13 protein-coding genes are annotated in these 13,967 nt (G+C 45.0%); 6 read left to right on the top strand and 7 right to left on the bottom strand.

Annotated features, from left to right (window positions below; genetic code table 11):
• Positions 1-6: 6 nt before the first annotated feature.
• From AB6E85_RS07730 to AB6E85_RS07700, 7 genes are all read right to left on the bottom strand, one after another.
• The gene (locus AB6E85_RS07730; protein ID WP_050653485.1) at positions 7-1,623 is read right to left on the bottom strand and encodes a cytochrome ubiquinol oxidase subunit I; all 1,617 of its coding nucleotides are present in this window, start codon (positions 1,621-1,623) and stop codon (positions 7-9) included.
• Positions 1,624-1,731: 108 nt separating this feature from the next.
• Positions 1,732-2,340 (bottom strand): DoxX family protein, encoded by a 609-nt coding sequence (locus tag AB6E85_RS07725; protein WP_017083666.1) that lies wholly within the window; start codon positions 2,338-2,340, stop codon positions 1,732-1,734.
• Positions 2,337-3,122, bottom strand: a complete 786-nt coding sequence (locus tag AB6E85_RS07720) for a putative DNA-binding domain-containing protein (RefSeq protein ID WP_046225232.1) — start codon at positions 3,120-3,122, stop codon at positions 2,337-2,339. Before AB6E85_RS07720 ends, AB6E85_RS07725 begins: the two co-directional genes overlap by 4 nt.
• Positions 3,115-3,999 carry a DUF692 domain-containing protein gene (locus AB6E85_RS07715; protein ID WP_372142216.1) on the bottom strand — a complete coding sequence of 295 codons (885 nt, stop codon included), beginning with the start codon at positions 3,997-3,999 and terminating at the stop codon, positions 3,115-3,117. The genes AB6E85_RS07720 and AB6E85_RS07715 overlap by 8 nt, the downstream gene beginning before the upstream one ends.
• 83 nt (positions 4,000-4,082) lie before the next feature.
• The gene (locus tag AB6E85_RS07710) at positions 4,083-4,397 is read right to left on the bottom strand and encodes a hypothetical protein (protein WP_004733741.1); all 315 of its coding nucleotides are present in this window, start codon (positions 4,395-4,397) and stop codon (positions 4,083-4,085) included.
• 1 nt (position 4,398) lies between these two features.
• Positions 4,399-5,340 (bottom strand): MBL fold metallo-hydrolase, encoded by a 942-nt coding sequence (locus AB6E85_RS07705; RefSeq protein ID WP_048612073.1) that lies wholly within the window; start codon positions 5,338-5,340, stop codon positions 4,399-4,401.
• A gap of 418 nt (positions 5,341-5,758) precedes the next feature.
• Entirely contained in the window at positions 5,759-6,589 is an 831-nt protein-coding gene (locus tag AB6E85_RS07700) for a formate dehydrogenase accessory sulfurtransferase FdhD (RefSeq protein ID WP_048611568.1), read from the bottom strand.
• Positions 6,590-7,043: 454 nt separating this feature from the next.
• Here AB6E85_RS07700 and AB6E85_RS07695 point away from each other — a divergent pair, with 454 nt between their 5' ends.
• From AB6E85_RS07695 to AB6E85_RS07670, 6 genes are all read left to right on the top strand, one after another.
• Positions 7,044-7,508, top strand: coding sequence for a DUF3305 domain-containing protein (locus AB6E85_RS07695; protein ID WP_050645560.1), 465 nt, complete (start codon positions 7,044-7,046; stop codon positions 7,506-7,508).
• Complete coding sequence (locus AB6E85_RS07690; RefSeq protein ID WP_372142111.1) at positions 7,498-8,217, top strand: DUF3306 domain-containing protein; 720 nt, start codon at positions 7,498-7,500, stop codon at positions 8,215-8,217. The genes AB6E85_RS07695 and AB6E85_RS07690 overlap by 11 nt, the downstream gene beginning before the upstream one ends.
• A gap of 299 nt (positions 8,218-8,516) precedes the next feature.
• Positions 8,517-10,178 carry a 4Fe-4S dicluster domain-containing protein gene (locus tag AB6E85_RS07685; protein ID WP_050634332.1) on the top strand — a complete coding sequence of 554 codons (1,662 nt, stop codon included), beginning with the start codon at positions 8,517-8,519 and terminating at the stop codon, positions 10,176-10,178.
• A gap of 9 nt (positions 10,179-10,187) precedes the next feature.
• The gene (locus AB6E85_RS07680; protein ID WP_372142109.1) at positions 10,188-10,820 is read left to right on the top strand and encodes a molecular chaperone; all 633 of its coding nucleotides are present in this window, start codon (positions 10,188-10,190) and stop codon (positions 10,818-10,820) included.
• Between the two features lie 76 nt (positions 10,821-10,896).
• Entirely contained in the window at positions 10,897-11,097 is a 201-nt protein-coding gene (locus tag AB6E85_RS07675; protein WP_048610996.1) for a twin-arginine translocation signal domain-containing protein, read from the top strand.
• 10 nt (positions 11,098-11,107) lie between these two features.
• Entirely contained in the window at positions 11,108-13,963 is a 2,856-nt protein-coding gene (locus tag AB6E85_RS07670; protein ID WP_372142107.1) for a formate dehydrogenase subunit alpha, read from the top strand.
• The last annotated feature ends 4 nt before the right edge of the window (positions 13,964-13,967 follow it).

The following is a 13,967-nucleotide window of genomic DNA, read 5'->3' as shown; positions in this document are numbered from 1 at the left end:
AATTCCTTAATGAAGGTCGATAGTTTTATCTAGCTGACGCGGTGCGCTTTGCTCACCTGTAAGGGCTAGATCTTGGTTTGATTGCTCATGGTGATAGCGACCTGTTTTCAGTGCGCTCGGGCCCATTTTTGCAAACTTAACCATCAGGAACATTTCTACAATCAGGAATGCGGTGTAGAACAAGTAAACCAATCCGATAGAGATCCATAAACTTGAAGCGGGTAGATTAGAAGCCGCCATGTTTACTGGCAGAATTTCACCAATAGCCCAAGGCTGACGACCGTATTCCGCAACAAACCAACCGGCTTCACAGGCAATCCAAGGTAGTGGAATCGCGCATATTGTTGCTTTCAGTAACCAACGGTTGGTACCAATCTTACGACGACAAATTTGTACGAATGAAAGACCAATGATGGCAAACATCAAGACGCCACACACCACCATGATGCGGAAGCTCCAGAACAGAGGGGCAACCGTGGGGATTGTGTCTTTGGCTGCTTGTTTGATCTGTTGCTCTGTTGCATCCACCACATTATCGCTGTATTTCTTAACCAGTAATCCATAACCTAGATCATGTTTAACCGATTCAAAATCATCGATATTTTGTTGTGATTTATCACCAGAACGCAGTTTTTCTAATAGCCCATAAGCTAAGATGCCGCTGCGAACACGTTCTTCATTCTTTGCCAATAGATCACGAATGCCGACAACTGGCGTATCCAGAGATCGCGTTGCGATAATACCCATCACGTATGGGATCTTAATCGCGTAATCCGTTTCCATGGTTTCTTGATTCGGGAAGCCAAACAGTGTGAATGAGGCAGGGGCTTCTTCTGTGTGCCATTCAGCTTCGATAGCCGCCAGCTTCACCTGTTGAACATCACCCAATTCATAACCAGATTCATCGCCTAGCATCACTGTCGAAACAATCGCAGCCATACCAAAAGCACTTGCCACTGCAAATGAACGACGAGCGAACGGTAAATCACGCCCTTTAAGCATGTAGTAAGCACTGATACCCATAATAAATAGCGCGCCGGTTGTGTAACCTGCCGCAACGGTATGTACGAACTTCACTTGAGTCACTGGGTTGAAGATCACTTCGACGAAGTCTGTCATCTCCATACGCATGGTTTCGAAGTTAAACTCTGCGCCCACCGGGTTTTGCATCCAGCCATTGGCCATCAGAATCCACAGACCAGAGAAGTTCGAACCCAACGCCGTCAACCACGTTACCGATAAGTGCTGACGCTTAGAAAGCTTGTCCCAACCGAAGAAGAACATACCGACTAAGGTTGATTCCAAGAAAAACGCAATCAAGGCTTCAATGGCCAGCGGAGCGCCAAAGATATCGCCTACGTAATGCGAGTAATAAGCCCAGTTAGTACCGAACTGGAATTCCATGGTTAAGCCGGTAGCAACACCGACAGCAAAGTTAATACCAAACAACTTACCCCAGAACTTGGTCATGTCCTTGTAGATGGTTTTGTTGGTCATGACATACAGCGATTCCATCACTGCGAGTAAGAAGGAGAGGCCTATAGTTAGGGGGACGAATATAAAGTGATAAAGAGCGGTACTTGCGAATTGAAACCGCGACAGATCAACGACATCTGTAAGCATAAAAACTCCTTCCCGCCACGAGTGTGACGGGTAAGATAATGGAAAATAAGATGATAATTAGAGAGAACTAATTAAGGGTTTTACATGTAGCTGTGTGAAAAGAATCTATTACCAACGAAGTGCTTTGTTTTGTTTTTTAGAGAACTGTTTACGCAGCCAGTAATCTGCACTCACGTAACGGCCACCACCGTAAACAAGCAGTACTAACAACATCACGAAGTAGGTTCCTGCGAACTCCATACCGTTGTTCAGCATTACCGGGTCGCCAAGTTCTGTGATGTAGTTGTAACGACCTGGGAAGTTAACCGCGAGCCATTCGATGAAGCCGTTAAGACGAACGGTTGCTTCCATACCACCAGTCGCAATCGCATCCCAACCGTGTTTCCAGTGAACCATTGCACTCGCTACGCTCATCATGAAAATCATTGGAATCGAGATAAAGCGAGTAAACAGGCCTAGCGCGATACAGATACAACCTAATACTTCGGTCGCTGCCGCTAGGAATGCCAGTAGCTCAGGGAAGGGAAGGTTAAGACCGCCGTCGGCCGCCGAAGCACCAAACCAAGCCACCGTTCCCGAGAAGCCCAGTACTTTAGAGCGCGCACCGACGTAAATCACCGGAATCAGATAAAGACGTACTGAAAGCAGTACTAAGTAATCGTATTGTTTGCATTTTTCGACAATAGCGTCGTACCAGCTGAGGGCTGACTTAATCATAATTTTTCTCCTAAAGAGTGAACGCCAATCAGTTCAACTTCACTGAAATGTTCGACCCAATTAATAAACTCGAATCTCGCCAATTGTTGAGCAATTATTTGTTTTATATCGGCTAAAGAACGATTTGGTTGTTGTTGAATTATTTGAATAATCGCAACATCAATTTCTCTTAGTTTTATCGTGTTGACGCGTTGGTCACGGTCGCGATAAATCGCGTAGTAAATGGGGTGTCGCCTTTGTGTTAGAAACGTCAGTGACTCACCATGAACAAGGAAAGGTACCTGTACGAGCTTCATCGTACTGTTGACTAACAAACCCAATTGAAGCTGTTGTTCATCAACACGAAGGTCACCCGTCCATGACATCGGCAATACTTGCTTTGAAGCGTCAATTTCAACGCAAAAGGCACACCATTCGTACTCCAACACCGCTAGCTGGTCGGCTGTGAGATCATGACTCGCACTCAAAGTAGACAAATCACTCAGATTAGACATACCCATTGGTTGAGTGCGACGCTGGATAAAGCTGACAAACTCAGTTGCTATATGATGAAACTCCGGCTCTGAGGCGTAATGCACCACTACAAACTCATCAACCAATATCAGTAGTTGGTCTTGGTCGACTTGCTGGCAAAACAGCGGGAATGTGTTGTTTAATACACCAAATACGTTGTCTCTAATGAACTCGCTGTATCGACACACTGCGTTGTCTTCAAGTGGCGAACGTATCAGCGCGGTTAGTGCGTGTGTTTGAGTAATCATCATGCTCGGAGGGTTATGCATAAACCAACTCCTGATTCATTGGGCGATGAGCAACACCAGCATCTAGAACCTGACTGTGCATCGTTCGTAATTCCTCAGTCAGCACGACCAAAGGCGGTACGTTGTTGTCTCTTTCTAGCAATAACGGTTTACAGCCATGAATAGAGAAGGTGTAACGTGCCAAGTCAATAACCGCTTGCTGTACCGGCATACCGTGGGTATCAATCAGCGATTTGTTGCCTCCATCTGAGCCATCACTTTCAACTAAATGCCCAGCAATGTGGTAGTAGCGAATAGCATCGCTTGGTAAAGCCTTAAGCATTTCAGCCGCATCAAAATGGTGGTTATGACTGTTCACGTAGAGATTGTTGATGTCGACCAACAACTCACAGCCACTGCGCTTTGCTATTTCAGCGATAAACTCACCCTCAGGCATCTCATCTCCGTAGTTGTGGTAATAAGAGATGTTCTCCATTACCAAAGGACGTTGAATGATGTCTTGGACTTGCTTGATTCTGTCCGCTAAATAGCCGATATTTTCTGCGTGACGTGGCACGGGTAACAGTTCATACAGATACCCTTGGCTGTCTCGAGAGAAGCTCAGATGCTCGCTGTATACCTGAATATTCAGTTCATCGAGAAATTGACCAACCTGACGTACAAACTTCGTGTTAAGCGGCTGACAATCTCCAATGGATAAGCTTAAACCGTGTGCGATCAAAGGGTATTGCTTCGCTATATCCTGCAGTTGTTCGCGCTTAAGACCACCTAAGCTCATCCAGTTCTCGGGAGCCAATTCCAGAAAATCAATATCAGGGTGCTTTGGGGAACGAGCGAGCAGTTCAATATGCTCACTGCGTAGTCCAATGCCTTTGTCTGTATTCTGAATGGTTCGCACTTTATGGTTTAACTCGCTGCTTTTAGGGGCTTGGTCATTTGATGCTAAAGCCTTAGTTTTTAAAGCTTTGGTTTTATGCGTTTCTACTGGCCACATACTCCACCTGTCACCTTGCTATTCGCCGTTAGGATGCGCTCTTTGCTTGGCGAGATACCTTCAGCCGTTAAGCCACATTTCCCATCACGAGCGCGCACTAAACGGTCTTGAGGGTTGCTTGTCAGTTCCGCTTTTTCGAAGCGTTTTTCTGTACCACATTTACCCGCAGCACATTTACCACCGTGTCCTGAAGATTGTTTAGCTTCAACAGGGGCTTCGGCAGGTGCATCAGCAAATGCCATTGCAGAGTTAAGGCTAATCACAGACGTGATCGCGATTGATAGGGCGATTTTGTTGTTCATATTATTTCTCCTTTACCGCAGACATAGGGAAGCTCGCTAAATCACGACCAGACATGATTGGTCCGTCGTAGTATTCGCGTACAATTTTGATTGATTCAGATTTGCGCTTAAGGCCTAGACCCATCCAGTGGTTAAGTACCAACATTTTTGGATTGATCTCTTTTGCAATTTCACCAATTACAGAAGGCTTAGCGTGCATGAATGTAGAGACACCATCGGCTTGTTCATGAATCGCCATTGGCATCATCATGATGTCGGCGCCACGAGCGAAGTCTAAAAACGCAGGGTTGCTACCGTTTTGGTCAGCTGAAATCACCATCACGCCTTCTTCACTTTCAATTCGGTAAGCGAGACAAGGCACATCACCATGAGGAATACCCAGAGCCGTGATTTTCAAACCATCTTTTTCGTAAACGACGGTTGGCACTGTGGATTTATAGTCAACATCGGTAAGATTGACTGGGAATAGGCCATCGGTTCCATCGTATAAGCCAGCAAGGTAAGCGTATGCGCCATGGTCTGGGTCAAAGTTCGCTGCAAAGTAACCGTTGAGGCTTGGGAAGGCTGAACCTGCGGCTGGACCTGAAATCTCCAACGCCTTTTCACGTTCAAAGAAGTAGCCACCTTTAAGAAGAGCAGGCATGTCATTGACGTGATCGGTATGGAAGTGAGTTATACCCATGAAATCTAGGTCTTCAAGTTTTGCACCCGCTTGACCGAAACGTAGGTAAACACCGCCACCGGCATCAATCATGATTCGTGATTTGCCTTTCCACCATACGATTTCACCTGATGATGCACGTAGGTCATCCGAGATAGGACCACCTGAACCCAGTATTTGTAATGTAAAGTCGGTATCGACCGGCTTAAGTTCAATTGCGTGACAGTTGGCACCCAAGGTCAATCCAAGAGCTATTGCTAAAGCTTTTAAAGGCTGTTTCATATTGTTATCCAATTCTTTTTTCTTATGTATTTTCTTCGAAGTGAGCATTCAAAGAAGTGAAACTTTCGCCAAGCAGCACGATAAGTGCGTGCTTCGTTCTGTTCACGGAGCATAAGATAAAGAATTGTTAACGTTTGGTATATCTAGTAATTTTGAAATCAACGTTAAGTAAAACTAAACAGAAATGTTAAGCGCGTTCTGTTGCTGAAATAATGTGCAGAAAGGGGGTAACAGCGAACTGGCTGTTAAAATTATGCGAATAGAATGATGGAGCAAGCAGAGGGAACGGTAAGGAGAGTAAATGGAATAAAAGAAACAAAAGAAAAAGGTGCAAGCCTTCGCCTACACCTTATATAAGTTCACCAGAAAACTAGCTTTAGATAGCATTTGTCTTTAGAGAAGTTGGCCTTTAAAGAACTTACGCTGATTGTTCGCCTTTTACATCAAAGTCGATCTTGTCTGCCCCTGTGAACACTTGGAAGCGTAAACCTTTAGCGCGAGCAATCGTGGTGATGCCGAACTTCTGAGCCAGGTCTAACCCCATTTGTGTCACGCCAGAACGCGATAGCAAAACAGGGATACCCATCTGAGCAACCTTAATCACCATCTCAGACGTTAAACGGCCTGTGGTATAGAAGATCTTATCTTCACCAGTCTCTTTGTTAAGCCACATCTCACCAGCCAATGTATCAACGGCATTGTGTCGGCCAACATCTTCAACAAACGATAGAACCTTGTCGTCTTTGCAAACCGCACAACCGTGCACCGCGCCTGCTTTCTTGTAGGTATCGTTGTAGTGAGTCAACGCTTCAAGCGCTGTGTAGATTTCAGATTGTTTAATCTTGTTTTGAGGCACTTGGTAATCTTCCAACTGCTTCATTACGTTGCCATACATGGTGCCCTGACCGCAGCCAGAGGTTACTGTCTTCTTCTTAAGCGCTTGCTCAAGTTGGCTTGTATCTTCTTTGGTGATAACCGCAGCAGAGCTGGTTTCCCAATCGATGATAATAGATTCAACCGCTTCCGGATCAGAAAGGAAGCTTTGGTTTTTCAAATAGCCTAATACTAATGACTCAGGACGAGAGCCCAATGTCATTAAGGTTACTATCTCTTTCCAGTTCAACATTACGGTAAGAGGGCGCTCACACGCGATCTGTTTTGTTAGCTTTTCGCCATATTCATCAAACACTTCAACTTCGATTGTCTGAAGTGGGTTCTCACTGGTTTTTATTATGTTTGGTTTTACCACAGTCATTTCCTACTTAATGAGATAGCGATTTTATGAGATAAGAAGTCAACAAGAGCAATAAGGCTCTCATTCATCAATGCGCTAGTTTGTTGGTTCGCTTTGGCCTAGGTTTCGATTATCGTTCCGAACATGCCATAGCTCTGAGAATACATAGCTCTGTGAATAACATTAGCGAATTAGCTAAAGCAAATCTTATTCCAAAATAACGGGGATTGATGGAAACATGAAGCATTAGATTAAAATAGCGCAAAATATGAGAGTTCACCGGGTGGAGTTGTCTGAAATAACCAGTTTCGACTAACGTTATAGTGACAACTTGATAACGAACGCTATAGATACGCTCTCGCAATTAATCCGTATTGGCGTGTTTATTGCTTTATGGGGTGTATATGATTGCGCACAGTACAAAATGTCCTAAGTGCATTCAGACCAAAGAAAATCAATTGGGTGAAGTATGTCTGAGATAAAAGAATTCAAAGAACAATATGAAAAAACAGAAGCAGCTTGGCCAATCGGTGTCCAAAGAATAGAGAAAGAGATCAAAACAGGTATCTGGATAACGACGCAATGGGAATTGACGGGGTTTGAACTGTCGCCAGAACACGATGCCCAAGACGTGTGTTTACTCCAATTACATAAAGACGAGCGTACAGACTATCGTTTCAACCTCAGCTCTCAGCAACCTAAACTTTTCTTAGTAATGGATAATGTTGATTCTGGCGTTAAGCCCGTCATTCAGTTACTTACAGCATCACAAACCGTTGCAGGGCAATACATGGACGGTGACAACCAAGTCCTTTCATACGACATTCCATTGCCTGTACAAGCTTGGATGGAAGCGTTCATCGGTCGTCATGGCGAGTTATTGGAAGCAAGACGTAAGAAACGTAAAGGCGCGGGTCGATCAAATGGCAACTAACTTTTTTAGCCGTTGGTCTCAACGAAAGCTTGATGAATCGACCGACCAACCATTAGAAGCGCAACAAACGCTTGAGGAAACTGAGCTTACTTCCGCTGAAGCTTCGACTGCTGCTTCATCTATAGACGCAGAAACATCGGAGTCATTAGACCGTGAGGTTTTAGAAAATAGAGCTTTAGAAAATGAGTCTCCAGAACAGAATGAAGACGCTCATGCTGTCGATTCTCAAGCTATTGAATCTCAGGAGATAGCATCAGAAACGACTGAAGACTTGTCTGTTGCTCAATTATTGGTGTCAGAAGCCTCAGAGAGCGTAAAAAAAGCGGCATTGCGTAAATTATTCCTCTCAGAAGAGTTCAACATTCGTGATGGTTTAGATGATTACGACGACGATTACAGCAATCTTAAGTCTCTTTCTGAAGGGGTAGCGGAAACCTTGCGTGATTGGGTTAAAGACAATACGGAAGAAGAAACTGCGCCAGAAGAAGAACAACTCATTGATAATAAAGACGAAGGTGAAGTTTTAGAAAATTATGAAAGCGATCTCGAGGTGTCTGATAGTGAACTTGAAACGTCAGAAAGTGCCGAAATAACCGAACAAGAAAAAGAAAAAGAACTGTATAAAAACACAGTATCAGATAATAACGCTACAATGTCAGACGAAGCTGACCTGAAAAAGATGGGACAAAATATACCACACAAAGAATAGGTACATTTTGACTAAACACTCAATGAGCCGCTTGCGACAAAATGTCCCAAGCGGTTTTTTTATACGCACAATAAACGCTATAAATCATTAAACTACTGATATATAGGGCTTATTAAACTGGCATGGCATTTGCTAAATAACGTTCATTATCAACTTTTTTGTAGATAGACGAGTTCATGGTCTGGCGAACGGCACACTGGCTAAAGGGTTAGTTGTTAACGGATTACTCAGCAAGTTCTCTATCGCTTACTACAATGAAAGTTGAACAGATTATCCATGTCCAAAGATGGAACTGAGCAATGCTTAAACAATTATTAGAACAAGCAACTTCAAATAACGCTAAAGCAAGACTGTATGCATTTGAAAATACAGTTGAGTTAACAAATCTGATTCCACCTACCGTTAGCTACGAAAGCGGCGGTAATACTCTTGTTATTGGTCCAACTGCGATCATTGAAAGTGCTGCGGCTCAATTACCTCAATTGACGAGCCTAACCTTATTGTCAACAGATGGCGAAAAGGGCACAAACCCAGAACTGTACTTCGCGAATTCGGTTCAAGTATCCGGTTTCCTTGGCACGTTTGAAGTTGTGATCGAAAACAAAGGCACATCAAGCAACCTGGCGAAGGTCGCGATTAATCACGATTGTTTTGATGTTGTTTTAGACCTATGTCTGAATAGCTGCATGACAGAAGAAGTACCTGTACCGGGTTATTACCCTGTAGGCCGTGGCTATCCAAAACTGGCTGAAGCACTGGAAGAGATTCCAACGCTTATGGGCACATTTGATAAGCCTAAGTTCTTCCGTCTAGACACTGACCTTTGTGCACACAGTTCTCGTGGCGTAAAAGGCTGTGAGCGTTGTGTAGATGCTTGTCCCGCTGGCGCACTTTCAAGTGAAGGCTCTGATAAGACAGGCCACAAGATTGAGATTAACCCTTACCTATGTCAAGGCGTTGGTACTTGTGCAACTAGCTGTCCTACAGAAGCAATTACCTATGCGCTTCCAAATCCTGACGATACACAAAAGTTTATTGAACGTACGCTAGCGAATTATGAGCAAGCGGGCGGTCTGGATCCAATCGTACTTATCTGCAGCTCTCGTCATGAAACCTACAATGTGATGGCGCTAAAAGCATTGCCAGATAACGTGATTCCAATCGTTGTTGAAGAACTGCCTTCTATTGGTATTGATACTTGGTTTGCAGCGCTAGTGAATGGCGCAACTCAAGTTCTGTTTGCTGCTTCTCGTTTTATGCCAGAAACCATCATTCGTGTTCTTAATAACGAAGTAGGGATCGCTCAAGAGTTACTAGACCAAATCGGTGTTCCAAAAGAAACCATCGATATCCTGTATTTAGAGTCTCTACGTGAAGGTCCTCCAACACTTTGTGTTGATTCATTCGATCTTGCACTTGGCGATCTTCAAGGCAATAAACGTCAACGTCTATTCACAGCACTTGATGCTATGTCTTCATCTCGCATTCCTGTTGAGAACATCGTTGAGCTTCCTTCGAATGCGCCATATGGCACGGTTTCGTGTGAAAGCAAAGATTGTACTTTGTGTATGAGTTGTGTGGCTGTTTGTCCTACACGTGCTCTTCATACCGATGGCGCATCTCCATCACTTAAGTTTGTAGAACAAGACTGTATTCAATGTGGTCTGTGTGAAAAAGCGTGTCCTGAAAATGTTCTGACTCTAACGCCTCGTATGAACTGGGTGAAAGAAGAACGTCAGAAGGCCGTTGTGATTCATGAAGAGAAGGCAGCGGAATGTATTCGTTGTCATAAGCCATTCGCACCGCAGTCTATGATTGACATGTTACAAAATAAGTTACGCGGTCACTCTCATTTTTCAGACGAATCAGCAATCAACCGTATTGCGATGTGTGAAGACTGCCGTGTGATAGATATGTTTGATTCGATGGCTCAAGACCCATTGAAACAACTGAAATACTAGGAGTTGGCATTGGAAACAAATTTAGATCAAGAACAGACACTAAGAACTGAAATCTATTTGGTTCTTTCTGCATTATTTCGAAGCGCACCTTCTGAAGAGGTGATTGATTTCCTTAAGATGCTAGACATTGAAGCGTCTGAGAGCGCGATGCAAAAAGCTTGGATTGCGATTCAACAAGCGGCAACGGAATCAAATCGCGAAGCATTAGAAGACGAATATCAAGACCTGTTCATTGGCATTGGCCGTGGAGAGATTGTTCCATTTGGTTCTTGGCATAGAACTGGCGCCATGATGGAAAAACCATTGGCAGAGATTCGTCATGATTTAGAGCTTTTAGGCATTGAGCGTGACGATCAAGTGAAAGAGCCAGAAGATCATATTGCGGCATTGTGTGAAGTAATGGCCATGCTAAACGGTGAAGAAGAAGCACTTCAACAAGCCGTTTTCAATAAGCACCTTGGTCCTTGGTTCAACTCTTTTACGCGTCAGCTTGAAAGTGCAGAAAGTGCGAACTTCTACAAATCAGCGGCTCAGCTGTGTGAAGCATTCCTAACGTTAGAGCAAGTGCGTTTTAGCGTTAATACCAAAAGCAGTAAGCATAAATTAAAGATTGATGTGAAAAACGTCACTGATTACGAGTAATCGAGCAGTACGCGATTATATCGATAGAGGGGCATTAAGCCTCCAAAAAGATCTACCGTAAGGTAAGGAAGCAATGATGAAAGATAATAAAGAAATAAACTCAAGCCGTAGGGACTTACTCAAAGGCTTAACGACTGCAGCCGTTGCTGGTGCCGTTGTCGCTGGTACAACGAAAGTGGCAACTGCTTCAGAAACGGTTGAAATGCCGAAAGAAGACATGAAGAAGACGGGCTATCGTGAAACGCAACACATTCGCGATTACTACGACACACTTTAGGAGATAACGGATGAAACTTGTCAAACGCTCCGATAGTGTGAGCAAAGAAACCAATCAACTGGGTGTGTCTCGACGTGCCTTCATGAAAAACACTTCATTAGCCGCTGGTGGCGCGGTAGTAGGCGCAAGTCTATTCGCACCGGGCATGATGAAAAAGGCGCAGGCTAAATCAGTCGACCCTGAAACGAAAACAGAAGTGAAACGTACTATCTGTTCTCACTGTTCTGTGGGTTGTGGTATTTACGCTGAAGTTCAAAACGGTGTTTGGACAGGTCAAGAGCCTGCGTTCGATCACCCATTCAACGCTGGTGGACACTGTGCGAAAGGTGCAGCTCTGCGTGAACACGGCCACGGTGAACGTCGTCTTAAGTACCCAATGAAACTGGAAGGCGGTAAGTGGAAGAAGCTTTCTTGGGAACAAGCGATTGAAGAGATCGGTAACAAAGCGCTAGAACTTCGTAAAGAGTCTGGCCCTGATTCGGTTTACTTCCTAGGTAGTGCAAAACACAGTAACGAACAAGCTTACGCATTCCGTAAGATGGCGTCGCTTTGGGGCACCAACAACGTTGACCACCAAGCGCGTATTTGTCACTCAACCACAGTAGCCGGTGTTGCAAACACTTGGGGTTACGGTGCGATGACAAACTCGTTCAATGACATGCACAACTGTAAGTCGATGCTGTTCATTGGTTCGAACCCTGCAGAAGCTCACCCAGTAGCGATGCAACACATCTTAATCGCGAAAGAGAAGAACAACTGTAAGATCGTTGTTGCGGATCCTCGTCGTACGCGTACTGCTGCGAAATCTGATCACTATGTTTCTCTTCGCCCAGGTTCAGACGTTGCGTTTATCTGGGGCGTGTTATGGCATGTCTTTGCTAACAAATGGGAAGACCAAGAATTCATCCGCCAACGTGTATTCGGCATGGACGAGATCCGTGAAGAAGTTGCGAAGTGGAGCCCAGCTGAAGTTGAGCGCGTTACTGGCGTAAGCGAAGAAGACGTTTACCACACAGCAAAACTGCTTTCTGAAAACCGTCCGGGTTGTATCGTTTGGTGTATGGGTGGTACTCAGCACACGACTGGTAACAACAACACACGTGCTTACTGTGTACTTGAGCTTGCGCTAGGTAACATCGGTAAGTCAGGTGGCGGTGCAAACATTTTCCGTGGTCACGATAACGTACAAGGCGCAACTGACCTTGGCGTACTGTCAGACACTCTTCCAGGTTACTACGGCTTGTCTGAAGGCTCATGGCGCCACTGGTCGAAAGTTTGGGACGTAGACTTTGACTGGATCAAAGGTCGTTTCGACGACAACGCATACGGCGGTCAAAAACCAATGAACAGTGCAGGTATTCCTGTCTCTCGTTGGGTTGATGGCGTGCTTGAAGACAAAGACAAGATTCGTCAGCGCGAAAACATCCGTGCCATGTTCTACTGGGGTCACGCGGTGAACTCTCAGACTCGTGGTCCAGAAATGAAGAAGGCGATGCAAAAGCTGGATATGATGGTTATCGTTGACCCATACCCAACAGTCGCGGCAGTAATGAACGATCGTACTGATGGCGTTTACTTGCTTCCAGCTACTACTCAGTTTGAAACCTACGGCAGTGTAACGGCATCAAACCGTTCGCTACAGTGGCGTGACAAGGTTGTTGATCCTCTGTTCGAATCTAAGCCTGACCACGAAATCATGTACCTTCTTTCTAAGAAGCTTGGTTTCTCTGATCAGCTGTTCAAAAACATCCGTGTTGAGAACAACCAACCATTGATTGAAGACATCACACGTGAATTCAACAAAGGTATGTGGACGATCGGTTACACAGGTCAAAGTCCAGAGCGTTTGAAAGAACACCAACAAAACTGGCACACATTCCACAAAACCACACTTGCTGCAGAAGGCGGCCCAGCGAATGGCGAGACTTACGGTCTTCCTTGGCCATGTTGGGGCAACCCAGAGATGAAACACCCGGGTACGCATATCCTTTACGATACGTCTAAGACTGTCGCTGAAGGTGGTGGTAACTTCCGTACTCGTTTCGGTGTGGAATTTGAAGGTCAAAGCCTATTGGCGGAAGACAGCTACTCAAAAGGCAGCGAAATCAAAGATGGCTACCCTGAGTTCAGTGACAAACTACTGAAACAACTGGGTTGGTGGGATGACCTAACAGCAGAAGAGAAAGCCTCTGCTGAAGGTAAAAACTGGAAGACTGACGTTTCTGGCGGCATTCAACGCGTGGCTATCAAGCACGGTTGTATTCCTTTTGGTAACGCGAAAGCGCGTGCGATCGTTTGGACATTCCCAGACCGCGTACCACTGCACCGTGAACCACTTTACACACCGCGTCGTGACCTAGTTGCTGACTACCCAACATGGGATGACAAGGAAGCAATCTTCCGTGTTCCTACGTTGTACAAGTCAATCCAAGAGCAAGACAAGTCTGGTGAATACCCGATTATTCTTACTTCCGGTCGTCTGGTTGAATACGAAGGTGGTGGTGAAGAAACTCGTTCTAACCCTTGGCTAGCAGAACTACAACAAGAGATGTTTGTTGAAGTGAACCCGAAAGATGCAAACGACATTGGCTTTAAAGATGGCGATGACGTTTGGGTTGAAGGTGCTGAGAAGGGCCGAATTAAGGTGAAAGCGATGGTAACACGTCGTGTGAAACCGGGTCTGGCGTTCATCCCATTCCACTTCGGTGGTAAGTTCGAAGGCGAAGATTTGCGTTCTAAGTATCCAAAAGGCACTGATCCTTACGTTATTGGTGAAGCTGCTAACACAGCAACCACATACGGTTACGACCCTGTCACGTTGATGCAGGAAACGAAAGTAACCCTTTGTAATATTCGTAAAGCGTAAGGAG

This window comes from Vibrio sp. 10N.247.311.51 (genome assembly GCF_041467855.1).
GTDB lineage: Bacteria > Pseudomonadota > Gammaproteobacteria > Enterobacterales > Vibrionaceae > Vibrio > Vibrio coralliirubri.
This window is presented reverse-complemented; position numbering and strand designations above follow the sequence as displayed.

What these genes read in the sequence shown, in the direction of transcription:
- AB6E85_RS07690 (WP_372142111.1), top strand. Translation starts at nt 7,498, where the DNA reads ATGGCAACTAACTTTTTTAGCCGTTGGTCTCAACGAAAGCTTGATGAA.
- AB6E85_RS07720 (WP_046225232.1), bottom strand. Translation starts at nt 3,122, where the DNA reads ATGCATAACCCTCCGAGCATGATGATTACTCAAACACACGCACTAACC.
- AB6E85_RS07675 (WP_048610996.1), top strand. Translation starts at nt 10,897, where the DNA reads ATGAAAGATAATAAAGAAATAAACTCAAGCCGTAGGGACTTACTCAAA.
- AB6E85_RS07685 (WP_050634332.1), top strand. Translation starts at nt 8,517, where the DNA reads ATGCTTAAACAATTATTAGAACAAGCAACTTCAAATAACGCTAAAGCA.
- AB6E85_RS07725 (WP_017083666.1), bottom strand. Translation starts at nt 2,340, where the DNA reads ATGATTAAGTCAGCCCTCAGCTGGTACGACGCTATTGTCGAAAAATGC.
- AB6E85_RS07705 (WP_048612073.1), bottom strand. Translation starts at nt 5,340, where the DNA reads ATGAAACAGCCTTTAAAAGCTTTAGCAATAGCTCTTGGATTGACCTTG.
- AB6E85_RS07710 (WP_004733741.1), bottom strand. Translation starts at nt 4,397, where the DNA reads ATGAACAACAAAATCGCCCTATCAATCGCGATCACGTCTGTGATTAGC.
- AB6E85_RS07730 (WP_050653485.1), bottom strand. Translation starts at nt 1,623, where the DNA reads ATGCTTACAGATGTCGTTGATCTGTCGCGGTTTCAATTCGCAAGTACC.
- AB6E85_RS07670 (WP_372142107.1), top strand. Translation starts at nt 11,108, where the DNA reads ATGAAACTTGTCAAACGCTCCGATAGTGTGAGCAAAGAAACCAATCAA.
- AB6E85_RS07695 (WP_050645560.1), top strand. Translation starts at nt 7,044, where the DNA reads ATGTCTGAGATAAAAGAATTCAAAGAACAATATGAAAAAACAGAAGCA.